Annotated in this window: 19 protein-coding genes; 13 read left to right on the top strand and 6 right to left on the bottom strand. The window is 71.6% G+C overall.

The features are described 5' to 3' along the window. Positions 1–137 precede the first annotated feature (137 nt). The 3 genes from OG782_RS14470 (at position 138) to mfd (ending at position 7327) form a co-directional block, all read left to right on the top strand. Positions 138–926, top strand: a complete 789-nt coding sequence (locus OG782_RS14470; protein ID WP_406450963.1) for an ABC transporter ATP-binding protein — start codon at positions 138–140, stop codon at positions 924–926. After that, positions 923–3502 carry an ABC transporter permease gene (locus OG782_RS14465; RefSeq protein ID WP_406450961.1) on the top strand — a complete coding sequence of 860 codons (2580 nt, stop codon included), beginning with the start codon at positions 923–925 and terminating at the stop codon, positions 3500–3502. The genes OG782_RS14470 and OG782_RS14465 overlap by 4 nt, the downstream gene beginning before the upstream one ends. A gap of 294 nt (positions 3503–3796) precedes the next feature. Continuing rightward, positions 3797–7327, top strand: coding sequence for a transcription-repair coupling factor (gene mfd / locus OG782_RS14460; RefSeq protein ID WP_406450959.1), 3531 nt, complete (start codon positions 3797–3799; stop codon positions 7325–7327). A gap of 69 nt (positions 7328–7396) precedes the next feature. Here the strand turns inward: mfd and OG782_RS14455 are convergent, their stop codons facing one another. After that, entirely contained in the window at positions 7397–7948 is a 552-nt protein-coding gene (locus OG782_RS14455; protein ID WP_406450957.1) for a GNAT family N-acetyltransferase, read from the bottom strand. Between the two features lie 189 nt (positions 7949–8137). Beyond that, positions 8138–8617, bottom strand: coding sequence for an ATP-binding protein (locus OG782_RS14450; protein WP_406450955.1), 480 nt, complete (start codon positions 8615–8617; stop codon positions 8138–8140). 145 nt (positions 8618–8762) lie between these two features. On the opposite strand from OG782_RS14450, the gene OG782_RS14445 reads away from it, so the two are divergent. Both OG782_RS14445 and OG782_RS14440 read left to right on the top strand, forming a co-directional pair. Continuing rightward, positions 8763–9305, top strand: a complete 543-nt coding sequence (locus OG782_RS14445; RefSeq protein WP_406450953.1) for a GntR family transcriptional regulator — start codon at positions 8763–8765, stop codon at positions 9303–9305. Continuing rightward, a complete protein-coding gene (locus tag OG782_RS14440; protein ID WP_406450951.1) occupies positions 9302–10081 on the top strand; it encodes a GntR family transcriptional regulator in 780 nt (259 codons plus the stop codon). The genes OG782_RS14445 and OG782_RS14440 overlap by 4 nt, the downstream gene beginning before the upstream one ends. A 50-nt stretch (positions 10082–10131) precedes the next feature. Here OG782_RS14440 and OG782_RS14435 read toward each other — a convergent pair whose 3' ends face one another. Both OG782_RS14435 and OG782_RS14430 read right to left on the bottom strand, forming a co-directional pair. Further along, positions 10132–10566 (bottom strand): GNAT family N-acetyltransferase, encoded by a 435-nt coding sequence (locus OG782_RS14435; protein ID WP_406450949.1) that lies wholly within the window; start codon positions 10564–10566, stop codon positions 10132–10134. Between the two features lie 210 nt (positions 10567–10776). Then, positions 10777–11358: a TetR/AcrR family transcriptional regulator gene (locus OG782_RS14430; protein WP_406450947.1), complete on the bottom strand. Its 582-nt coding sequence runs from the start codon at positions 11356–11358 to the stop codon at positions 10777–10779. A 111-nt stretch (positions 11359–11469) separates the two neighbouring features. On the opposite strand from OG782_RS14430, the gene OG782_RS14425 reads away from it, so the two are divergent. Further along, entirely contained in the window at positions 11470–12336 is an 867-nt protein-coding gene (locus OG782_RS14425) for an SCO6745 family protein (RefSeq protein WP_406450945.1), read from the top strand. A gap of 108 nt (positions 12337–12444) precedes the next feature. After that, a complete protein-coding gene (locus OG782_RS14420; RefSeq protein WP_406450943.1) occupies positions 12445–13227 on the top strand; it encodes an HNH endonuclease family protein in 783 nt (260 codons plus the stop codon). 29 nt (positions 13228–13256) lie between these two features. Here the strand turns inward: OG782_RS14420 and OG782_RS14415 are convergent, their stop codons facing one another. Then, positions 13257–13919: a TetR/AcrR family transcriptional regulator C-terminal ligand-binding domain-containing protein gene (locus tag OG782_RS14415; RefSeq protein ID WP_406450941.1), complete on the bottom strand. Its 663-nt coding sequence runs from the start codon at positions 13917–13919 to the stop codon at positions 13257–13259. Between the two features lie 203 nt (positions 13920–14122). Here OG782_RS14415 and OG782_RS14410 point away from each other — a divergent pair, with 203 nt between their 5' ends. From OG782_RS14410 to OG782_RS14400, 3 genes are all read left to right on the top strand, one after another. Next, positions 14123–15682, top strand: coding sequence for an MFS transporter (locus OG782_RS14410; protein ID WP_406450939.1), 1560 nt, complete (start codon positions 14123–14125; stop codon positions 15680–15682). 70 nt (positions 15683–15752) lie between these two features. After that, on the top strand, positions 15753–16625 hold the full coding sequence (locus tag OG782_RS14405; RefSeq protein ID WP_406450937.1) for an alpha/beta hydrolase fold domain-containing protein: 873 nt from the start codon (positions 15753–15755) through the stop codon (positions 16623–16625). Beyond that, positions 16622–17209 (top strand): hypothetical protein, encoded by a 588-nt coding sequence (locus OG782_RS14400; protein ID WP_406450936.1) that lies wholly within the window; start codon positions 16622–16624, stop codon positions 17207–17209. The genes OG782_RS14405 and OG782_RS14400 overlap by 4 nt, the downstream gene beginning before the upstream one ends. Positions 17210–17287: 78 nt before the next feature. On the opposite strand, the gene OG782_RS14395 is transcribed toward OG782_RS14400, so the two are convergent. Beyond that, positions 17288–18166, bottom strand: a complete 879-nt coding sequence (locus OG782_RS14395; protein WP_406450934.1) for a DUF4190 domain-containing protein — start codon at positions 18164–18166, stop codon at positions 17288–17290. A 241-nt stretch (positions 18167–18407) separates the two neighbouring features. On the opposite strand from OG782_RS14395, the gene OG782_RS14390 reads away from it, so the two are divergent. The 3 genes from OG782_RS14390 to OG782_RS14380 all read left to right on the top strand — a co-directional run bounded on the left by OG782_RS14390 (position 18408) and on the right by OG782_RS14380 (position 23011). Next, complete coding sequence (locus tag OG782_RS14390; protein WP_406450932.1) at positions 18408–20588, top strand: N-6 DNA methylase; 2181 nt, start codon at positions 18408–18410, stop codon at positions 20586–20588. A gap of 303 nt (positions 20589–20891) precedes the next feature. Further along, positions 20892–21482, top strand: coding sequence for a hypothetical protein (locus OG782_RS14385; RefSeq protein ID WP_406450930.1), 591 nt, complete (start codon positions 20892–20894; stop codon positions 21480–21482). Further along, positions 21479–23011: a protein kinase domain-containing protein gene (locus OG782_RS14380; RefSeq protein ID WP_406450928.1), complete on the top strand. Its 1533-nt coding sequence runs from the start codon at positions 21479–21481 to the stop codon at positions 23009–23011. The genes OG782_RS14385 and OG782_RS14380 overlap by 4 nt, the downstream gene beginning before the upstream one ends. The last annotated feature ends 61 nt before the right edge of the window (positions 23012–23072 follow it).

The following is a 23072-nucleotide window of genomic DNA, read 5'->3' as shown; positions in this document are numbered from 1 at the left end:
GCTGACCGCAGGAGGCGGGGTGGGGAAAACCCCACCCGAAGACTGCGCTGGGCACCAGCGCGCCGGACCCCCTCCAGCCACCAGACTTCAGAGCAGACGGCGACAACCCCGCCGCTGACCGACATAGGAGATAAACCGTGACAACGGCTGTAACCATTACCAGGCACGGGGGCACTGGAGGGCGTACGGCCGTGGCTGCGCGAGCGCGGCAGGTCGTCAAGGCGTACGGGGTCGGGGAGACCCGGGTCGTCGCGCTCGACCATGTCGATGTGGACATCGCCCGCGGGCAGTTCACGGCGATCATGGGCCCGTCCGGCTCCGGCAAGTCGACGCTGATGCACTGCCTCGCGGGTCTGGACACCGTGACCTCCGGTCAGATCCACCTGGCCGACACCGAGATCACCGGTCTCAAGGACAAGAAGCTCACCCAGCTCCGCCGCGACCGCATCGGCTTCATCTTCCAGGCGTTCAACCTCCTGCCGACGCTGAACGCGCTGGAGAACATCACGCTCCCGATGGACATCGCCGGCCGCAGGCCGGACGCCGCCTGGCTGCGCCAGGTCGTGGAGACCGTGGGCCTCACCGAGCGGCTCAAGCACCGGCCCACCGAGCTCTCCGGCGGCCAGCAGCAGCGCGTCGCCGTGGCCCGTGCGCTCGCCGCCCGGCCCGAGATCATCTTCGGTGACGAGCCGACCGGGAACCTGGACTCGCGGGCCGGCGCCGAGGTGCTGAACTTCCTGCGCAAGTCCGTCGACGAGCTCGGCCAGACCATCGTCATGGTCACCCACGACCCGGTCGCCGCCTCCTACGCCGACCGCGTGCTCTACCTCGCCGACGGGCGCATCGTCGACGAGATGCTCCACCCCACCGCCGACCAGGTGCTGGACCGCATGAAGGACTTCGACGCGCGCGGGCGGACGTCATGACCGTCTGGAAGACCTCGATGCGCAACTTCTTCGCGCACAAGGGACGCATGGCGCTGTCCGCCGTCGCCGTCCTGCTGTCGGTGGCGTTCGTGTGCGGCACGCTCGTCTTCACCGACACGATGAACACCACGTTCGACAAACTCTTCGCCGCGACCTCGGCCGATGTCACCGTCAGCCCGAAGAACGCGAAGGTCGACGACACCCCCGAGAGCGGCAAGCCCGAATCGCTGCCCGCCTCCGTCGTGGACCGGGCCGCGAAGGCCGACGGGGTGAAGAAGGCCGAGGGCACCGTCTCCAGCATGGCGGTCACGGTCGTCGACAGCCACAACAAGAACATGGGCTCCGAGACCGGCGCCCCCACCATCGCGGGCAACTGGACGCAGAACGAACTGCGTTCCATGGAGATCACCTCGGGCCACGCACCGCGCGGCCCGACCGAGGTCATGGTCGACGCCGACACCGCGGACAGGCACCACCTGAAGATCGGTGACGAACTGCGCACCATCGCGGTCACCGGCGACGTCAGGGCGAGGATCAGCGGCATCGCCGCCTTCAAGGTCACCAACCCCGGTGCGGCGATCGTCTACCTCGACACCGCCACCGCCCAGCAGAAGCTGCTCGGCAGGACCGGCGTCTTCACCCAGGTCTCCGTCACCGCCGAACCCGGCTTCAGCGACACGCAGTTGAAGCGCAACGTCGCCACCGCCCTGGGCGGCTCCGCCACGTACAAGCTGCAGACCCAGAAGGAAGCCGCGGCGGCCAACAAGGACTCCATGGGCTCCTTCCTCGACGTGATGAAGTACGCCATGCTCGGCTTCGCCGGGATCGCCTTCCTCGTCGGCATCTTCCTGATCGTCAACACCTTCTCGATGCTGGTCGCCCAGCGGACCCGCGAGATCGGTCTGATGCGGGCCATCGGCTCCAGCCGCAAGCAGGTCAACCGCTCCGTGCTGCTCGAAGCGGTGCTCCTGGGCATCGTCGGATCGATCCTCGGCGTCGCGGCCGGCGTCGGCCTCGCCGTCGGACTCATGAAGGTCATGGGCGCCGTGGGCATGGAGCTGTCCACCCAGGACCTCACCATCGCCTGGACGACCCCGGTGGTCGGACTCGCGCTCGGCATCATCGTGACCGTCCTCGCCGCGTACATCCCGGCCCGCCGGGCCGGCAAGGTCTCCCCGATGGCCGCCCTGCGCGACGCCGGCACCCCGGCGGACGCCAAGTCGGGCTGGATCCGGGCCGGAATCGGCCTGGTCCTCACCGGCGGCGGCGTCGCCGCCCTGTGGACGACGACGCGGGCGGACGAGGCGAGCGAGGGCTCCCTCTTCCTCGGCGTGGGCGTGGTCCTCACCCTCATCGGCTTCATCGTGATCGGCCCGCTGCTCGCCTCAGTCGTCGTACGGGCGCTCAGCGCCGTCGTCCTGCGCTTCTTCGGCCCGGTCGGCCGGCTGGCGGAACGCAACGCACTGCGCAACCCGCGGCGCACCGGAGCGACCGGCGCGGCCCTGATGATCGGCCTGGCCCTGGTGGCCTGCCTGTCTGTGGTCGGCTCCTCCATGGTCGCCTCGGCCACCGACGAGCTGGACAAGTCGGTGGGCGCGGACTTCATCGTGCAGTCGCCCACCGGCGCGCTGATCGTGCCGCAGGCCGCGAAGGCGCTGGAGAGCGCACCCGGCATCGAACACGTCACGAACTACAAGTCCATCGGCGCGAAGCTCACCGGCCCCGACGGCTCGACGACGGACGAGCACGTCACCGCCGCCGACCCGACGTACCAGCAGGACCTGCGGCGCAAGATCGTCGCCGGCGACCTCTCCGCCGCGTACGGCGAGAACGCCATGTCGGTCGGCAACGAGTACGCCACGGCGCACGGCATCAAGGTCGGTGACACGATCACCGTCGCGTTCAGGGTTGGCGACACGGCGAAGCTGAAGGTCGCCGCGATCACCTCGGACGACACGACCGTGGACCAGGGCGCGATGTACCTGAGCACCGCGACCGCCGAGCGGTACGTCCCCGCCGACCGGATGCCCAAGAACGTGATCATGTTCGCCAAGGCGCAGGACGGCAAGGAGAAGGAGGCGTACGCCGCCCTCAAGAGCTCGCTCGCCGAGTACCCGCAGTACAAGGTGCAGAATCAGGCCGACTTCAAGCAGGACCTGAAGGACCAGATCGGCCAGCTGCTGAATGTCGTCTACGGGCTGCTCGCCCTGGCGATCATCGTCGCGGTGCTCGGAGTCGTGAACACCCTGGCGCTGTCCGTCGTCGAGCGGACCCGGGAGATCGGCCTGATGCGCGCCATCGGCCTCTCCCGCCGCCAGCTGCGCCGCATGATCCGGCTGGAGTCCGTGGTCATCGCCCTGTTCGGCGCCCTGCTCGGACTCGGCCTGGGCATGGGCTGGGGCACCTCGGCCCAGAAGCTGCTGGCCCTGGAGGGTCTCGGCGTCCTGGAGATCCCGTGGCCGACCATCATCACGGTGTTCGTCGCCTCGGCCTTCGTCGGACTGTTCGCCGCTCTGGTCCCGGCGTTCCGGGCCGGACGGATGAACGTCCTGAACGCCATCGCCACGGACGGGTGACGAGGGCGGTGCACGTAGACTGACGGCTCCGGCCCCGGGCGTTCCTCCAAACGTTCCGGGGCCGGAGCCGTCTGCGTGCCCCCTTCCTGCGCCGCGCGCAGGCCCGTTGCGCAAGCGACTGTCACCCCGGAGCCGTACGCTGGACACCCCGGCCCGTCCGGGGGTGGTTTCCCGGTGGGGCCGGATCAGGCCGGTCGGGGAGTCCGCCCCCCGCACGTGTCGGGCCCTTCGCGTTGCCCCCTGGCAGCAGCCGGCTGTCAGACCTCGCCCTCGTTACCCGGACGGAAGCCCTTCATGAGCCTGCACGGTCTGCTGGATGTCGTCGTACGTGATCCGGCGCTCGACGAAGCGGTGAAGGCGGCCGGTGACGGCCACCGGATGCACATCGACCTGGTCGGCCCGCCCGCCGCACGGCCCTTCACCGTGGCTGCGCTGGCCCGGGACACCGGACGCACCGTGCTCGCCGTCACCGCGACCGGGCGCGAGGCGGAGGACCTGGCGGCCGCGCTGCGCACGCTGCTGCCGCCGGACACGGTCGCGGACTACCCGTCCTGGGAGACCCTGCCGCACGAGCGGCTCTCGCCCCGCTCCGACACCGTGGGCCGGCGGCTGGCCGTACTGCGGCGCCTGGCGCACCCGAGGCAGGACGACCCGGAGACCGGGCCGGTCTCCGTCGTCGTCGCGCCGATCCGGTCCGTGCTCCAGCCGCAGGTCAAGGGGCTGGGCGACCTGGAGCCCGTGGCGCTGCGGATCGGGCAGAGCGCGGATCTCGGCAGGACCGTCGAGGCGCTCGCGGCGGCCGCCTACTCCCGGGTCGAACTGGTCGAGAAGCGCGGCGAGTTCGCGGTGCGCGGCGGCATCCTCGACGTCTTCCCGCCGACCGAGGAACACCCCCTGCGGGTGGAGTTCTGGGGCGACGACGTCGAGGAGATCCGCTACTTCAAGATCGCCGACCAGCGGTCCCTGGAGATCGCCGAGCACGGCCTGTGGGCGCCGCCCTGCCGCGAGCTGCTGCTGACCGACGAGGTGCGCGAGCGGGCCGCCGCGCTCGCCGAGGCCCACCCCGAGCTCGGTGAACTCCTCGACAAGATCGCCGAAGGCATCGCGGTGGAGGGCATGGAGTCCCTCGCCCCGGTCCTCGTCGACGACATGGAACTGCTGATCGACGTGCTGCCCGAGGGCTCGATGGCCGTGGTGTGCGACCCCGAGCGGGTCCGTACCCGGGCCGCCGACCTGGTCGCCACCAGCCAGGAGTTCCTGGAGGCGTCCTGGGCGGCCACCGCGGGCGGTGGCGAGGCCCCGATCGACGTCGGCGCGGCCTCGCTGCGGGGCATCGCGGACGTCCGCGACCGGGCCCGCGAGCTGAACATGATGTGGTGGTCCATCTCCCCGTTCGCCGCCGACGACGAACTGGACGAGGACACCCTCAAGCTCCGGATGCACGCCCCGGAGGCGTACCGCGGGGACACCGCCCGCGCGCTCGCCGACACCAAGGGGTGGCTGGCCGAGGGCTGGCGCACGGTGTACGTCACCGAGGGCCAGGGACTGGCCGCCCGTACCGTCGAGGTACTGAGCGGCGAAGGCATCCCCGCCCGACTCGACGCGGACCTGGCGGAGATCTCGCCGTCCCTGGTCCACGTCTCCTGCGGCGCCATCGACCACGGCTTCGTCGACCCCGAGCTCGGACTGGCAGTCCTCACCGAGACGGACCTGACCGGCCAGCGCACCGCCACCAAGGACCTGGGCCGGATGCCGGCCCGCCGCAGGAAGACCATCGACCCGCTGACGCTGGAGACGGGCGACTACATCGTCCACGAACAGCACGGCGTGGGCCGCTACATCGAGATGGTGCAGCGCACGGTGCAGGGCGCCACCCGCGAGTACCTCCTCGTCGAGTACGCCCCCGCCAAGCGCGGCCAGCCCGGCGACCGCCTCTACATCCCGACCGACCAGCTGGAACAGGTCACCAAGTACGTCGGCGGCGAGGCCCCCACCCTGCACCGGCTCGGCGGCGCCGACTGGACCAAGACGAAGGCGCGCGCCAAGAAGGCCGTCAAGGAGATCGCCGCCGACCTGATCAAGCTCTACTCGGCCCGGATGGCGGCCCCCGGCCATGTCTTCGGACCGGACACCCCGTGGCAGCGCGAACTGGAGGACGCCTTCCCGTACGCGGAGACGCCCGACCAGCTCACCACCATCGCCGAGGTCAAGGAGGACATGGAGAAGTCCGTCCCCATGGACCGGCTGATCTGCGGCGACGTCGGCTACGGCAAGACGGAGATCGCGGTCCGGGCGGCCTTCAAGGCGGTCCAGGACGGCAAGCAGGTCGCCGTACTCGTCCCCACGACCCTCCTCGTCCAGCAGCACTTCGGCACGTTCACCGAGCGCTACTCCCAATTCCCCGTCACCGTACGGGCGCTGAGCCGCTTCCAGTCCGAGTCGGAGTCCAAGGCGACGATCGCGGGCCTGCGCGAGGGCTCCGTCGACCTGGTCATCGGCACCCACCGGCTCTTCTCCAACGAGACGAAGTTCAAGGACCTGGGCCTGGTCATCGTCGACGAGGAACAGCGCTTCGGCGTCGAGCACAAGGAGCAGCTGAAGAAGCTCCGCGCCAACGTGGACGTCCTCACCATGTCCGCGACGCCCATCCCCCGTACGCTCGAAATGGCGGTGACCGGCATCCGCGAGATGTCGACGATCACCACACCGCCCGAGGAGCGCCACCCGGTCCTCACCTTCGTCGGCCCGTACGAGGAGAAGCAGATCGGCGCGGCCATCCGCCGCGAACTGCTCCGCGAGGGGCAGGCGTTCTACATCCACAACCGCGTCGAGTCCATCGACCGCGCCGCCGCCCGGCTGCGCGAGATCGTCCCCGAGGCCCGGATCGCCACCGCCCACGGCCAGATGTCCGAACAGGCCCTGGAACAGGTGGTGGTGGACTTCTGGGAGAAGAAGTTCGACGTCCTGGTCTCCACGACGATCGTCGAGTCCGGCATCGACATCTCCAACGCCAACACCCTGATCGTGGAGCGCGGCGACAACTTCGGCCTCTCCCAGCTCCACCAGCTGCGCGGCCGGGTCGGCCGGGGCCGCGACCGCGGCTACGCCTACTTCCTCTACCCGCCGGAGAAGCCGCTCACCGAGACGGCACACGAGCGTCTGGCCACGATCGCCCAGCACACCGAGATGGGCGCCGGCATGTACGTGGCCATGAAGGACCTGGAGATCCGCGGCGCGGGCAACCTCCTGGGCGGCGAACAGTCCGGCCACATCGCGGGCGTCGGCTTCGACCTGTACGTCCGCATGGTCGGCGAGGCGGTGGCCGACTACCGGGCCTCCCTCGAAGGTGGTGTGGAGGAGGAGCCGCCCCTGGAGGTCAAGATCGAGCTCCCGGTCGACGCGCACGTCCCGCACGACTACGCCCCCGGCGAGCGGCTGCGCCTCCAGGCCTACCGCTCGATCGCCTCGGCCTCATCGGAGGAGGACATCAGGGCGGTGCGCGAGGAGCTCACCGACCGCTACGGCAAGCTCCCGGAGCCGGTCGAGAACCTCCTCCTGGTCGCCGGCCTGCGCATGCTGGCCCGCGCCTGCGGGGTCGGCGACATCGTGCTCCAGGGCCCGAACATCCGGTTCGCGCCGGTGGACCTGCGCGAATCGCAGGAGCTGCGCCTGAAGCGCCTGTACCCGAAGACGATCATCAAGCCGGCCCTGCACCAGATCCTGGTCCCGCGCCCCACCGGCGGCAGGATCGGCGGCAAGCCGGTCGTGGGACGTGAACTGCTGGCGTGGACGGGCGAGTTCCTGACGACGATCCTGGGGTCGTGACCTTCTGACCCTCTGGCTTCTCGTCGAACGGCCCCGCCGGACATCCGGCGGGGCCGGTTCGTTCCGTGGTCAGGGGCGGTCCGGCGTCCCGGATTCCGGCGTCCCGGATCCCGGACCCTGGGAGGAGAACCGGGACAGATACAGCAACTCGCCGCGTTCGTCGGTGCGGGTGTACTCGACCGTCATGCCCAGGCGGGCGGCCAGCTGGAGCGAGGCCGTGTTGTGCGGACGGATCGTGGCCCAGACGCGAGCGATCCCGGAGGCGGAGCACTCGTCCAGCACCGCACGGGCCGCCTCCCCGGCAATGCCCTGCCCCTGGTGGGTGCGGCGGACCTCGTAGCCGATCTCCGGTCCGGCGGAACCGGTGCGCCCGGCGAAGACCCCGCAGTTGCCCACCAGTAGACCGCTGTCGCGCAGCCGTGCGCCGTACCAGGCCAGTCCCGTCTCCCGGTACGTCAGGATCCGGCGCTCGATCCACTCCTCGGTCCGGTCGAGCGAGCTGATGGGCCCCGTCCCGATGGTGTGGGTCTTCGGGTCGCAGAAGATCTCATGCAGGTCGGCCGCATCGTCCGGCCGGAAGCACCGCAGCTCCAGCCGTTCCGTCCCGATGATGTCCCGCATCGTCGCCCCCCTATTTTGCCTGATGCCGCGGACGTGTTTGCGGCATCAGGCAGTATCCCGCGTACCTGAAGCAGGCGGTGGGAGACGTGTGACGCGGCAGCGACCGGAGGTCTCCTTGCCGGCGACGGATCGGACGGCCTGTTCCGCCTCGCACGGCGCCGGCCGGGGTACCGCCGGCGACATGGTGCCTCAGGGCCGAACATCTGGTTTCCGCCGGGGAGTGGGGGGAGGCCCCGCCTGTGAACCCGAGGCCCCGAGGGGGTTCCGATCGAGTGCGGCCGACGTCCTGAGGACCAGCCACACCGTCTTGCCGACGACGTGGTCATCGACCACGAAGTCGTCGGCAAGCTCGCTCACGAGGTGTAACCCGCGCCCCGAGCCGGCGTCGTCGTCGGGGTACTGGACCGCAGGCCGACCTGGCCCGCTGTCACGGACCTCCAGGCGCACCAGCTCCTCGCCCCGGTGGAGGCCGACGCAGAACTCGTGCCCGGGTGGCGCGCCATGCAGCAATGCATTGGTGGCGAGCTCTGACACACACACCTTTATGTCCTCGACCAGAGTGTGGAGCTCCCACTCGATGAGGACACCAGTGACGAAGTCGCGTGAGGCACCAACAGAGGTGCGCCTGCGGGGAATCGTCGTTGCTGCGACAGGGACGCGGTGGTTCACCGCCTTGCTCGCGGGCCGTAACGTGAAATGAGACTTGCTGCTATTCGCGAAAAGCGGAAAGGTCTACTCTGTGAGGGGTGCGTCTGAGTCGCCTAGCGTGAGATGCGGCAGGCTGGTGAAGGTGTTGGCTGCGGAGGAGAAGGACATGGGCGGCAGGGAATGGATCGGCAACTCGGTGCCGTATCTCGTCGCGCCTTCCGGAGCTCAAGGTGACGCGTGGGCGGCCGAGGCCGCCGCGGAGGGGCGCCGGGGCAGTCAGCGCATTGTCCAGGCGGGCGAAGTGGAGGCGTCGGCGGCGGTCGCGGAGCTGCTGGGGATGGTTGCCGGGCAGATCGTCGTCACGCGTCGCAGGATCATGTATCTCGATGGTGAACCGTGCGAGTTGACGGACACGTACTACCCCGTGGACATCGCGGGTGGTACCGGTCTGGCCGGGACGGCCAAGATCCCGGGTGGGGCGATCAGGCTTCTGGCGGACCTCGGGCATGTCGGTGTGCGTGTGCGAGAGGACGTGACCGCCCGGTCGGCGACCGGACATGAGCGGGAGCAACTTCGGCTGGCGGCGGGGGAGCCCGTGTTGCAGCTGACCCGGCTCACCCTGGACGACGAGGACCGGCCCATTCAGGTCGACGTCATGGCCATGCCTCCACGACGCCAGAAGTTGCGGTACGAGATCAGGATCGGATGACTGTGCCCAGACCCGAAGCGGATGCTGTCGACCGCCGTTCGCTGCACGAACGGATCGCGGCCGATCTCAGGGATCAGATCATGGGCGGGGACCTCGCTCCCGGTGCCAGTCTCCCCTCCACCCTGCACCTCAAGGATCGGTTCAACGCCTCGAACGCGACTGTGCAGAAGGCATTGCAGGTGCTCAAGGAGGAACAGTTGGTGATCGGCAGGGCCGGTGCCTCGGTGACGGTCCGCGAGCATCGTCAACGAACCGTTCGCCCGGCCTCGTACATGGCCCCGGCGGGTTCGGGGGAGCCGTACGGCTGGCTGACCGAAGCGGCAAAGGATGGCTCCCGCGCGCACAGCACACTCATCGAGGTCGGCGAGAGCGAGCCGCCCGCGGATGTCGCCGAGGCGCTTCGGTTGCCGAAGCCCGGTGTCGCCCTCCTGCGGCGCCAACTGCTCGTGGTCGACGGCGAACCGGTCGAACTCGTGGCTTCGTACTACCCGCTGGAGATCACCCGGGGCACCGCGATGGAGGAGCCTCGAAAGATCCCGGGCGGCACGCCGACCCTGCTCGCGGAACTGGGCTATCCACCCCGGCTCAGCGTGGACCGGGTGTCCGCACGGGTGCCCACGCAGGATCAGTACCAGGCGCTGCGGCTGCCCGGTGGGCTGCCGGTCCTGCGGACACTGCGTGTCGTCTACAGCGACGACGAGCGGGCCATCGAAGCGACCGTCATGGTCAAGGCGGGGCATCTGTACGAGTTGCAGTACGAGTTCACTGCCGAGTAGGAGTGACGTACGCACGACATCCGCTCGCCCTGCAGCCCGTGAGCCGCCTTCTAGTCGTTCGGGAACCGATAGACCTTCGACTCCCGTGCGTGGAAGCCGAGCCGCTCATACAGCCGGTTCGCGCCGGCACGATCCGGCCGGGAAGTAAGATCCACCGTCCGTGCGCCCGCCTCCCGGGCGATTCGCAAGGCCTCCCGGGTGAGGAGTGCTGCGACTCCCCGGCCTCGCGCCGCGCTGTCGACAACCACGTCTTCGACGCGGGCCCGCAATCCGGATGGCAAAGGCGACAGCACCAGAGTCAGGGTGCCGACGATCGCCTCGGGCGACCGGGCGACAAGCACGGTGTTGGCGTCCCACGTCACCATCCGGTCGAGGGCGTCGTAGTCCAGGGGTTCGGCTCTCGCGGACAGTTGGGGCAGCAGCCGGCCGAAGGCGTCGACGAGTTCCTGACTGGCTTCCCGGATGATCTCTACGCGGACGTCCATGTCGGGAGCCTACCCATTGACCAGCGCCGCGTAGGCATGCCAACAGGGCGCTGAGCGCTGGCTCATTGACGGTCGGTTGCCACGTCCGGCCGCCGGAATCGCGGTCCAACTCGCCCCTTCCGCGTCCATGGAATCCGAGCCCACGGCTTCCCTGATCGTTCATGTCCGGGCTCTCCGGCGACCGGAACACGCCTCTCCGTCCCCCGTCGGTCAGCCGGCGGCAGGGCCATCAGGTGCGAACAGCAGGTACGCGAGCACCCGGAACACCTCCTCCGGATCCCGGTCGCCCACCGCCCCGCTCAGGTTGCCGCTGAGCAGCAGGGTGGCGAAGCCGTGGGCCAGGGACCAGGCGGCCACGCCCGTGAGCCGGGGGTCGCCGCCGCGTCCGGCGGCGGGGAGGCCGGTGACGCCCGCACGCAGTTCCACCGAGGCCCGCTCCTTTTCCGCGATCAGTTCCGGGTCGTCGGCCCGGTAGAGGTCCGGCTGGAACATCACCTGGAAGTGCGCCGGGTGCTCGGTGGCGAACCGTACGTACCGCACGCCGCGCTCCCGCAGGTCCGGGGCGTCGGCGAGCGCGTCGGCGAAGAGGCCGTACCCCTCCGTGGCGATGGCGGTGAGCAGGCCGGTGCGGTCCTTGAAGTGGTGGGCGGGGGCGGCGTGGGAGACGCCGGCCCGGCGGGCCAGGTCGCGCAGGCTCAGCGCGGCGGGGCCCTCGGCGCGGATGACGTCGAGGGCGGCGGTGAGGACGGCCCGCCTCAGGTCGCCGTGGTGGTAGGTGCGGTCGCTGGTCATGAACAGCAGATTACGCGGAATCTAGTCATTGACAAGTTTGCCCTGGGAGGCGCACGCTGGCTATCTAGTCAGCGACAAGATGCTGACGCCGATGCTGCGGAAGGCAAAGACATGTCCGACGAGCTGGGTCGCGTACGGCAGATGTGGCACCTGTTGGAGCCCCTGCACGCTGTTCTGTACTACGCGCCGGAGGCCTTCGAGGAGGCCGCCGCCCTCGGGTACCGCACCGACGAGCGTTGGCCGAGCTACTTCGCCTGGCGGGCGGCGCCGCTCGGCGAGGCCGACGCAGGGCGGGTCGCCCAGACCTTCTACAGCTTCAGTCCGGTGCGGGTGGCCGAACACGTGCCCGCCGTCTGGTCCGTGGCCTCGCCCGGTGCGGTGCTCGCCGCCCGGCGCGGGGCCGTCGACCGCACATACCGGACGCTGCTGGGGGAGGCGTGCGCCGCTCCGGAGACGGCCGAGGCCGCCGCGCTCCTGCGGCGCGTCGCGGAGGCCGCCGAGACGACGGACCGCCCGCTCGCCGCGGCCAACGCCGCACTGCCCCGGCCGGACGAACCCCACCTCGCGCTCTGGCACGCGGCCACGGTCCTGCGCGAGCACCGCGGTGACGGCCACCTCGCGGCGCTCGTGCACGCGGAGCTCGGCCCGGTGGAGTCGCTGGTCTCCTTCGCGGCCATCGGTGCGGCGAGGCCCGAGGTGTTCGCCGGCCGCGGGTGGAGCGACGAGGAGTGGATGGCGGCCCGTCAGCGCCTCGTGAAGCGGGGGCTGTTGACGGACGACGGTACGGCGACGGAGGCGGGGCGGGCGCTGCGTGACGGGGTCGAGCGGCGTACGGACGAGGCGGCCGCCGCCCCGTGGCGGGTGCTCGGCGACGGGGAACGGGAGCGGCTCGTCGAGCTGCTCGGGCCGCTGTGGGTGGCGGCGATCGGCTCCGGGCTGCTCCCGTCGGAGACGACGCTGGGCATCGGCAAGGTGTGATCCGGGCCGCATCGGGGATGAATGGCGGCCATGAACACCGCCCGGCGGGGAAGACGTCCGTAGGATTCCCGGGTTGGTTCGGCTTTCTCCCCGTCAGGACGGCTTCGAGTGATATCTCCCCGCGATTGTCGAGTGATCGTGCCCGCTCTGGGCGCGGTGGTGGTGCTGGCCCTCACCGGCTGCGATCCCGAAGGGATCACGTCCGGCGGGCAGTCGCCGAGCGGCAGCTCGAACGGCGGCGGCCAGTCGGTCACCGGCTTCGGCGCCAGCCCGCTGGACAACGCCGACGGTACGAAGCCGGGCCTCGCCCCCCTGACGTCCGGCGCGGACCGGGCGGCGGCCCGCAAGGTCATCGAGAAGGTGGCGACCAAGGGGCGCGGTCCGAGGACCGGCTACGAGCGGGACAAGTTCGGGTACGCCTGGAAGGACTCGGTCGACGGCGTCCCGCTCTCCAGGAACGGGTGCGATACGCGGAACGATCTGCTGGCCCGCGACGGCAAGGACGTCCGGTTCCGCGCGGGCTCCGACTGCGTGGTCGTCGCCATGACGCTCAAGGATCCGTACACCGGATCGACCATCGCGTGGCGCAAGCAGCAGGCCACCAAGGTCCAGATCGACCACGTCATGCCGCTCTCGTACGACTGGCAGATGGGCGCGGCCCGCTGGAGCGACGCCAAGCGGCAGCAGATCGCCAATGACCCGCTCAATCTCATTCCGGTGGACGGACCCGCCAACGGCTCCAAGAGCGATTCCGGTCCGGCGTCCTGGCTGCCGCCGAACAAGCAGATCCGTTGCTCGTACTCGCTTCGGTTCGCCCAGGTCTCCCTCAAGTACGAACTGCCCGTGACCGCGGCGGACAAGCAGATGATGCTGCGGCAGTGCGGGGCCTGAGCCGGCGGGCGGTTCTCACGCCCCGGTGATCACCGGGGGGACTGCCAGACGCCGGCGCGGGCCGCTGCGGCGGCGCTGCGGGCGGCGGTGTCCGCGTCGTCCTCGGTGAGTGCGCGGCCGGTGTTGAGCAGGGCGTAGTACAGAGGGGCGGAGACGGCGGCGATGACGGCGTGGGGGTCGGTGCCGTCGGGGAGTTCGCCGCGCGCGACGGCGTCGGTGACGCAGCCCGACCATTCGGCGATGCGGACCTCGTAGAAGCGGTGGAGGGCGTCGGCCGCCTGGTCGTCGCAGAGCGATGCGGCGATCAGGGCTTTGAAGAGGGAGCCCTGGCGGGGGTCGGTGAGCGTCTTGACGACGAGGCGGGCATTGGCGGTGAGGTCGCCGTCGAGGGTGCCCGTGTCTGCGCGGGGGAGGGAGGTCGCGGCCATGTCGGTGAGCAGGTCGGCGGCCAGTGCGCCCGGGGTGCCCCAACGGCGGTAGACGGTGGTCTTGCCGACGTCGGCGCGGCGGGCGATCTCGGTGAGGTCGAGGGCGGCGAAGCCGTCGGCGGCGAGGGTGTCGCCCGCCGCCTTGAGTACGGCCTCGCGGACCCGGGCGGTGCGGCCGCCGGGACGCACGGTGCCGACGGGGGCCGAGGGGGTGGCCTGGCCTGCGGGGTTGGCTGCGGGCGGGGTGGCCGGGGGCGTGGGCATGGCGCTCTCCTTCTGATGGTTTCTCGCGGGCCACACCCATCTTATCGGGACTCTGGTTCCCATTGGCGACCTGCGGTGCTACCTTCATATCCGTAACGGAACGACAGACCCGTTAGGGCTTGTCGTCCGGATGTCCGCACCGTCCTGTCGTCCCGCGCGCTCCGCCGTACCGGCGAACGGCGGGGAAGAAATGGAGATCTGTCATGTCTATGACGAAGGCACCGTCGGGGGTCACCCCCGGGGAGCAGCGCCCGCCCCGCTCCGCCGCCGATCCCCGGACGGCCGCCCCCGAGGAGCAACCGCAGCGCCTCACCGGCCGGTTGAAGCTGATCCTCGCGGTGCTGCTGGTGGCCCAGTTCATGCTGGCCGTCGACTTCTCGATCCTGAACGTCGCGCTTCCGGCCATCGGCGACGGCCTCGGGTTCTCCCTCTCCAACCTGCAGTGGATCGCGACGACGTTCGCGCTCAGCGCGGCCGGCTTCACCCTCTTCTTCGGGCGGATCGGCGACCTGATCGGCCGCAAGAAGATCTTCATCGGGAGTCTGGCGCTGCTGGGCGCCTCGTCCCTCGTCGGCGGGCTGGCCACCACCCCCGAGATGCTCCTCGCCGCCCGCGTCGCCCAGGGCCTGGCCACCGCCGCCGCCACCCCGGCAGGACTCTCCCTCCTCACCACGATCTTTCCCGAGGGCCCGCTCCGTCAGAAGGCGCTCGGCATCAACGGGGCGCTGATGTCCGCGGGGTTCACCGCCGGCGCGATCCTCGGCGGCGTCCTGACCGACCTGCTCTCCTGGCGCTGGGCGTTCTTCATCAACGTCCCCGTGGCGCTGGCCGTCGTCCTCGTCGCACCTGCCGTCATCAAGGAGTCCCGGCCCGCCGCCCGGCCCAGGCTCGACCTGCCCGGCGCGCTCGCCGTCACCGGCGGCCTGCTCGCCCTGGTCTACGGCCTCACCCAGGCCGGCGAGCACGGCTGGGGCAACGCCCACGCCGTCACCGGTCTCCTCGCCGGCGCAGTCCTCCTCGCCGCGTTCTTCCTGATCGAGCGCAAGGTCGCCGAGCCGCTCGTCCCGCTCAAGACCCTGGGCCGCCGCAATGTCGCCTGGGGCAACGCGCTGGGCATGCTCGCCTTCGTCACCGAGACCTCGCTCGTCTACCTCCTCACCCTCTATCTGCAGAAGACGCTGGACTTCTCGCCGCTCACCGCCGGAATCTCCTTCGGCGTCCTGGGCATCGGCACGGTGGCCGGCGGACTGCTCGCCCCCAGGGTCATCGCCAGGACCTCCACCCTGACCGCCCTGATCGCCGGCGGCATCATCCAGACGGTCTTCACCGCCGCGCTGCTCTTCCTCGGTACGACGACCGGCACCGCCCTCGCCCTGCTCCTGCCCGCCACCTTCTTCGGCGGCATCGGCAACATGCTCGTCATCGTCGGCTTCATGGTCACCGCCACCAGCGGTCTGCCCGACGAGGAGCAGGGCCTGGCCACCGGGCTCGCCTCGATGTCGCAGCAGGTGGGCATCACCCTCGGCACCCCGATCATGTCGACGGTCGTCACGGCGACCACCGCCGGCGCCGCCTCCGCCTCCGCCATTCACCACGGCGTCACCGTCGCCATCGCCGTCAACGCCGCCCTCGTCGCCCTCGGGGTCGTCATCGCGGCGCTCTTCCTCCGTAACAAGAAGTCCCAGGACGCACGCGGCGAGGAGTTTCGGGACGCACGCGGCGAGGAGTCGCAGGACGGATCAGTGGTCGCGCAGAGCGTCTGAAGGTCCGTGGCCCAACCGGCCCCGCTCTCGTGCCGACCCTCCACACCGCTTCCGGAAGGAACAGCCTCCGATGAACACGACCAGCCCGCCCCGGTGGACCGACGTGACGATTCCGGGAGAGCGGCCCGTCCGCGCCCGTCTGCACTCCCCGGCCGGTACGCGGTCCGCGGACCGTGGCGGATGGCTCGTGTGGGCGCACGGGGGGAGCTGGCAGCGGGGATCGGCGGCCGAGTGGCACCCCGTCACCCAGCGGCTGGCCGCGCTCTCCGGGTGGCGGGTCCTGAGCGTCGACTACCGGCTCGCCCCCGCACACCGCCACCCCGCCGCCCTGGAGGACGTGCTCACCGCCCTGGACTGGGCCCGGGGCCGGGCGGGCGCCGAGTCGGTACCGGTGGCGGTCGGCGGGGACAGCGCCGGCGGCACCCTGGCCGCGGCCGCCGCCCTGGCCGCCTGCGACCACCGGGCCGCAGGGCCGCAACGGGCCCCGCTGGCCGCCCAGTTCCTCGCCTACCCGCCCCTCGACCCCGCCTGCTCCGGGGCCAGCCACCGACGCGACCCGGCGGCCTTCCCCCACCCCGCCGATCTCCGCCGCGCCTGGCGGGCGCTGCGCGGCACGGCGTCCCCGGCCCCCGAGGCCGGTGGCCGGGTCCTGTACTCCACCCCGCTCGACGCCCCCGACCTGCGCGGACTCCCGCCCGCCGTGCTGGCCGTCGGCGGACTGGACCCGGTCGCGGACGACGTCCTCGGCTACGCCGCCCGGCTGCGTGCCGCCGCCGTCCCCGTCGATCTCGTCCACCTGCCCGACACCGCCCACGCCGACCTCCTGCACCCCGGCAGCAAGCTCCTGACCGCACTCGCCGAACGTCTGCGCACCGTCACCGTCACCGTCACCGTCAGCGCCGGCCCTGCCCGCACCCTGAACCCGAAGGAATCCTTGCGATGACCACCACTTCCGCCTCCGCCCCCTCCGCGGCCCCCGGTGCCGTTCCCGCGCCGCTTGAGGCACTCGTACGGCACTTCGCCGACCTGCGTGAGGGCACCCACGCCGGACACGCCGACCGGCCGTCCAAGGAGGCGGCCTTCGGTGCGGCCGCCGAACTCCTGGACGCCCCCGCCCGCCAGGTCCTTGCCGAGTTCGACACCCATCTGCTGCTGGGCACCGGAACGATCCGTGCCACCGGCCTGCGCCGCGACCGGTACGGAGGAGCCTTCGCCGCCTGGCGCCTGACCTGGCCCGAACAGCGCCGCGCCGGGATCACCGCCCTCACCCTGCACGCCCACTACGGCGCCGGGTTCCACCATCCGCACCTGCGCGGCGCGACCGTCGCCGAGTGGCCGCTCAACGTCTTCACCCCCGCCCAGGCCGCCGAGCTCGTCCCCACCTTCCGCGCCATCGTCGCCGCCGACCTGCACAACCTCGTCCTCCAGCGCGACTGGCGCATCGTTCCGGCCCTCCGCGACAGCGGCCACCACTCTCACCCCGGCGGGCCGGCGACTGCCACGGCCGCCGATCCGTACCGTTCCTGACGGGGGCGCACGCACGAACGGAACCCGCCCATGGGCGGGTTCCGTCGCGTCGTGGGGTGATGCGCGCCGGTGGGCGGGTCAGAGCTTCAGGTCCCACTGCGTCGCGTCGTACGTGAAGCCGGGGTTGACCTCGACGGTCAGGGTCCTGGCGTCCACGGGGGCGTCGAAGGCGTAGAGGACCGTGACCTTCTTGCCCGGCAGGACCGTGCCGCTGAAGCCCTCGCCGACCTTTCCGTCGAAGATCTGCTCGGCGTCGACCCCGTCCTGTCCGGCGCGGGCCGAGACGCTGACGAGTGCGGAGTCGAACTTCTCCTTGCCCGCGTTCTCGATGACGACGGCGACGCGGTAGGCCTTGTTGCCCTTGGTGTGACCGACCGCGAACGAGCCCGCGGAGTACGAGGTCGCGTCGCCGACCGTGACCGTCAGGTCGTCGTCGTAGACCGCCGAGTCGCCCGCCTCCAGGGCCTTGCCGGTGTCCTTCTCCTTGGCGTCCCCGCTGTCCGCGCCGCTCTCCGCGTTCTTGCCGGAGTCCCCGCCCGCCTTCGGCTTCGCGGAGGCCGTCGTGTCCGACAGCGCCTTGTCGAAGTCGCTCACCGCGTCGTCGACCGCCTTGAACGTGATCACCGCGCCGACCACCGAGAGGATCAGCGCGACCAGGCCGAGCACGGCCCCGAACGTCGCCATGTTCTTGTTCGTCGCCTCACCCCTCTTGGCGCGGCCCCGTCCGACCAGCCCCAGGATCAGGGCGAGGGTGCCGAGGATGCCCGCCAGCCAGAAGAGGAACGGGACCAGGCCCGAGACGGCGCCGATGAGGCCGAGGATCAGGGCGGCGATGCCGAGCCCGTTGCGGGCGGGGCGCATGCCGGGTGCCTGGGCCGGTGCGTACGGCGACTGCGAAGGCGACTGCGGCTGGGGCTGCGGCTGCGGCGTCTGGGGCTGCTGCGTGAACTGGGACATGGCTGTGCCCTTCGGCAAGTACGGGGATGAGGTGCGGGGATGAGCGCTGAGCGGTTCCACCGGTCGCCTCGTGCAGCGACAGGTCAATCACACCATGAGCTGTGAACCACGTCAACACTGTTCACGGTGGAGTAGACGGTGCACGCTGTGAATCGTGTGCTGTGAACGGGTCGGTATGCTCGCCCGCACAGCAGTGAGCACGGACGGGCCAGCAGCGGTACGAGCACCAGGGAGACAGCAAGTGCCGGAGAACGCGACAGAGGTGACCGCCGCCGGGATCGCGCGGATGGCAGGAGTGGGGCGCGCGGCCGTCAGCAACTGGCGCCGCCGTCACGCCGACTTCCCCAAGCCCGTCGGCGGCACCGAGACGAGCCCGTCCTTCGCCCTGCCCGAGATCGAGCAGTGGCTGCGCGACCAGGGGAAACTCGCCGAGGTCCCGCTCCGCGAACGGGTCTGGCAACAGCTGACAGGACATCCCGCGGGCGCCGTCCCCGCGCTCGTCCACGTCGGATGCGCCCTGCTCCTCGTGCGGGACCGGCCCTCCGCCTGGCGCGAGATCACGGGCGTGTCCGACGCCCGCATGGCCGGCGTGCTCTCCCTCGCGCTGAACGATCTGCTTGCCGCCCGCTTCGGACCGGCCGCCGGGAGCGGCCGCGCTGTTCACACCCCGGACCGGGCCGAACTCCTGCCGTCCGTCCCGCTTCTGCGCGGCGCCGCGGAGCTCGCCGCCGCAACCGGGGTCCGGGAGACCTTCGAGTTCCTGCTCGGCCGTCAGCTCGACGCCAACCCGCGCCAGTACACGCTCACCCCGCCCGGTCTCGCCGGGCTGATGGCCGCACTGGCAGGCACCGGCGGGCCGTCCGCACTCACCGTCCTCGACCCGGCGGCAGGCACCGGCGCGCTGCTCGGCGCGGTCGCCCACCCGGCCGCCCTGTACGCGCAGGAGAGCGATCCGGACCTCGCCGCACTCACCGCGCTGCGCCTCGCCCTGCACGCGGGCACCGGCGCGGACACCATCGCCGTGCGGACCGGCGACACCCTGCGCGCCGACGCCTTCCCCGGCCTGGCGGCCGACGCCGTCCTGTGCCATCCGCCGTTCAACGAGCGCAACTGGGGCCACGACGAACTCGCCTACGACCCGCGCTGGGAGTACGGCTTCCCCGCCCGCACGGAGTCCGAACTCGCCTGGGTGCAGCACGCCCTCGCCCACCTGCGCGAGGGCGGCACCGCGGTCCTGCTGATGCCGCCCGCCGCCGCATCGCGCCGCTCCGGACGCCGTATCCGCGCCGACCTGCTCCGGCGCGGAGCGCTGCGCGCCGTCATCGCCCTCCCGGCCGGCGCCGCGCCCCCGTACGGCATCCCCCTCCACCTCTGGGTCCTGCGCAAGCCGGGGGCGGGATCGCACCCCTCGCCCGAACTGCTCCTGATCGACACCGCGGAGCCCGCCGAACCGGCCTCCGAGCGCAGCGGCCGCGACCGGCTCGACTGGCCGGCCCTGCACCGCACCGTGCTCGACGCCTGGCAGCCGTTCGGCGGCGAGGACGACGAGAACGGCGAGCGCAGTAGTACGAGCGACGAGCGCGGGGAGAACGAGGAGTCCGAGGAGTCCGAGGAGTCCGAGGAGTCCACGGGGACCGGGAACAGCGACGGGAACACAACGGCCCGGCCCCGCGCCGGCCGCGTCGTGCCCGTCATCGAACTCCTCGACGACGACGTCGACCTGGCCCCCGCGCGCCATCTGCCGCCCCCGTCCGCGGCCGGGGGACCGGCCGGGCTGATCCACGTACGGGAGCGGCTGACACAGACCCTGGGGCTCGCCGGCACCCTCGCCCCGCCGCCCGCCGAACTCTCCGCCCCCGCCCACTGGCCGCTCACCACCGTCGGCGAACTCGCCCGGGCCGGCGCCCTCCAGCTGCGCAACGGCGGCTCCGGCACCGGGACGGGCCCCGTGCTCACGGAGCACGACGTCCTCGGCGCCGCCGCCCCCTCGGGGAGCCTGCCGGCAGACGGGCCGCACGAGGAACCCGTACGGGTCGAACCGGGCGATGTCGTCGTGCCCGTGCTCGGCGGCGGTTCCGTCGCCCGTGTCATCGACGACGCCACCGCGGGCGCCGCGCTCGGCCGCAACCTCCAGCTGCTGCGCCCCGATCCGGCCGCCCTCGACCCGTGGTTCCTCGCCGGTTTCCTGCGCGGCACCGCCAACAACCGCCAGGCCAGCAGCTACGCCTCCACGGCGACCCGGCTCGACGCCCGTCGCCTCCAACTGCCGCGCCTGCCCCTGGCGGAGCAGCAGCGGTACGGCGAACGGTTCCGCGCGCTGGCCGCGTTCGAGGACGCGCTGCGGCTCGCGGCACGGCTCGGCGGGCAACTCGTCCAGGGGATGTACGACGGGCTGACGGACGGAACGGTCGCTCCGGACTGAGGGCGGTTGCGGTGGACCGGCGGACGGTGAATCCGCCCGGCAGAAGGGCATCGGTCACAGGCCGTCAGCCGGTGCGGCCGCTCGCGGGAGGGGCATCCGCCCCAGGCCGTCGGCCGGCAAGGCCGCCCGGGGGAAGGGCATCCGCCGCACGCCGTCAGCGGGGTACGGTCACGCGGAAGTGAGCGGAACCACAACGGTTCCGTACAACCCGGGGACCCTTGTCGGTGTCGCCCTTTACGCTCGGATCTGCGCGCACGCCCATGTGTGCGCAGACGTTCCACGACCAGGTATCCAGGAGCAGCCATGTACGCCCCGGGTTATCCGCCGACGGCGCCGCGCAGAGTCCCCAGCAGGGCCTGGATCGTGTCGATGCGGGTCCTGTTCACCGTGCTGTCGGTGTTCTCCTGCGGCATGCTCCTGTGGGCTCCGCTGATGCGGCTGGCGATCGTGCGCCGCAGGGCCCTGGACTGGTGGCTGACCGGCCTCGCATTCGCCTTCGTCGTCGTGGAGCTGATGGTCCTGGGCCGCGACGGCAGCGACGCCGACGCCCACGGCATCGACTTCGTCCTCATACCGCTGCTGCTCCTGGCGATGGTGGCCGCACCCACGCACTACCTCGTCGCCGACATCCGCCACTACGCGCAGCTGACGTTCCGGAACACCGGCGGCACCACCGTGCCGCAGGGGTACGGATACGCGGCCGCGCTGCCCCCGCAGAACCCCGGTCCGCCCCAGCCCGCGCCCCCGCAGACCTACCCGCCGCAGCAGTACCAGCAGCCGCAGCCCCCCACACAGCAGCAGCCGCACCCGGCCCCCCACCCCCAGCGCATCGACCAGGTCCGCGCCGAGCTCGACGAGCTGAGCGACTACCTCCGCAAGGAGGAGGGCCGGTGAACGGTCGCCTCATCGGCGGGCGGTACGAACTGGCGACGATCCTCGGACAGGGCGGCATGGGCCAGGTCTGGACGGCCTACGACCAGCGCCTGGACCGCCGGGTCGCCGTCAAGCTGCTGCGCCCCGACCGCGTCACCGGACCCATCGGCAGCGACGCCGCGGGCGAACTGCGCCGCCGCTTCGTCCGCGAGTGCCGGGTCACCGCCCAGGTCGACCACCCGGGCCTGGTCACCGTCCACGACGCGGGCAGCGACGGCGACGACCTGTACCTCGTCATGCAGTACGTCGAGGGCGCCGACCTCGGCGACCACCTCGCCGAGCACGACCCGTACCCCTGGCAGTGGTCCGTAGCCGTCGCCGCCCAGCTCTGCGCCGTCCTGTGCGCCGTGCACGCCGTGCCGATCGTCCACCGCGACCTCAAGCCCCGCAATGTGATGGTGCGCCCGGACGGCACCGTGCTCGTGCTCGACCTCGGTGTCGCCTCCGTCCTGGACACCGACACCACCCGCCTCACCCACACCGGATCACCCATCGGCTCCCCGGCCTACATGGCCCCCGAGCAGGCCATGGGCGGCGCCGTCGGCCCGTACACCGATCTGTACGCCCTCGGCGTGCTCCTGTACGAACTCCTCAGCGGCGATGTGCCGTTCGCCGGCTCCACCGCCCTCGGCGTACTGCACCGCCACCTCTACGAGGCGCCGCTCCCCGTCCGGCAGATCCGGCCCGACATCCCCGAACCGCTCGAGGCACTCGTCCTGCGCCTGCTCGCCAAGGACCCGCAGCACCGCCCGGCCAGCGCCCAGGAGGTGTACGAACACCTCGCCCCGCTGCTGCCCACCCGGGGCTCCGGGCTCCCCCAGGGGCCGCTCGACCCGACGCGCCCCTTCCTGCGCCCGCACGCCCCGTGGCCCGACCGCGCCACCACCCCGCCGCCCGAGCGGCCCGCGCCGATGCCCGCCGGACCGGATGTCGCGGCCGCCGTCGACGAGGTCAAGAAACTGCTCGGCGAGGGCCGGATCACCCAGGCCGTGGACATGCTCGGCGGCATCCTCCCGGCCGCCGCCGAGCAGCACGGCGAGGGCTCCCCGGTGGTCCGCATCCTGCGCAAGCAGTACGCGGCGACACTGATGGACGACGGCCAGTACCGCCGCGCCCTGCCCGAACTGCGCCGGCTGGCCGACGACCGGGCCGCGGAGGCCGGTCCCGCCGATCCGCAGACCCTCGGGTTCCGCTGCGACGCGGCGCACTGCCTGGAACAGCTGGGCGAGCCCGCCGCCGCCCTGGCGGAGTACCGCGCGGTCCTTCCGTACTACGAGAACCAGTACGCGACGGGCAACGACCCGGCCCGCTCCTACGAGATCCGGCACCGCATCGGCCAACTCCTCCTGGCACTCGGCGACCACGCGGGGGCGCGCGGCCAGTTGCAGGCACTGCTGTACGACACCGAGCGGATGTACGGGCCGCACCACCCGCTGCCCGTCGAGCTGCGCCGGCAACTGGCGCGGCAGCTGGAGGTCAGGGGCGGCTGAACCGCCGCCCGCGCGGGCCAGTTCACCCAATCGTCGCCCCCAGGCCACACCGGGCATCAGC

Origin of the sequence: Streptomyces sp. NBC_00876 (genome assembly GCF_045207435.1) — a bacterium.
Classification (GTDB): domain Bacteria; phylum Actinomycetota; class Actinomycetes; order Streptomycetales; family Streptomycetaceae; genus Streptomyces.
The sequence above is the reverse complement of the archived record's forward strand: the minus strand, read 5'-3'. Positions and strand labels throughout refer to the sequence as shown.